This is a genomic window from Bowmanella dokdonensis (assembly GCF_017254865.1).
GTDB lineage: Bacteria > Pseudomonadota > Gammaproteobacteria > Enterobacterales > Alteromonadaceae > Bowmanella > Bowmanella dokdonensis.
Genome location: NZ_JAFKCV010000133.1, coordinates 1 through 403, shown reverse-complemented (window position 1 = coordinate 403; position 403 = coordinate 1). Strand labels below are relative to the sequence as shown.

Annotated in this window: 1 protein-coding gene; it reads right to left on the bottom strand. The window is 47.6% G+C overall.

Annotated features, from left to right (window positions below; all coding sequences use genetic code 11):
• Positions 1 to 403 (bottom strand): DUF2799 domain-containing protein (locus J0A66_RS21885; protein ID WP_206575958.1); only part of this gene is annotated, 403 nt, incomplete at both ends.

Sequence of the window (403 nt, the reverse complement as noted above, 5' to 3'; positions counted from 1 at the left end):
AATGACGCATCTCCGCCTGTAAACGACGAATATCCCGGCGTAATCTGTCGTTTTCCTTCAGCAGTTCCTGGCGCTGAGCCTTGCTACTGTTGTCATCTATGATAGTCGCCTGATTATCTTCCAGGCTTTGCTGGGCCTGGTTAATCTGGCTCTGAATACCATCTATATCTTGCCTGAGGTTAGCTAACTTGCCTTCAAGCTGATGTAATTGCTGACCCTGAAAATAGCCATCTTGAAAAGACGCGAAGCCTTCATCTTCACAAAGTGGGTTAAATGCCGCCCCTTGTCTGCCAAGTGTGACCCCATTTGTGTATACACAGTAGCTCAGTATGCCTTGCTCATGGCCCGACTGATATTGGGTAAAGTCGCTGCTTAATTGGTGTTTAGCGCAATCAGCCTGGTA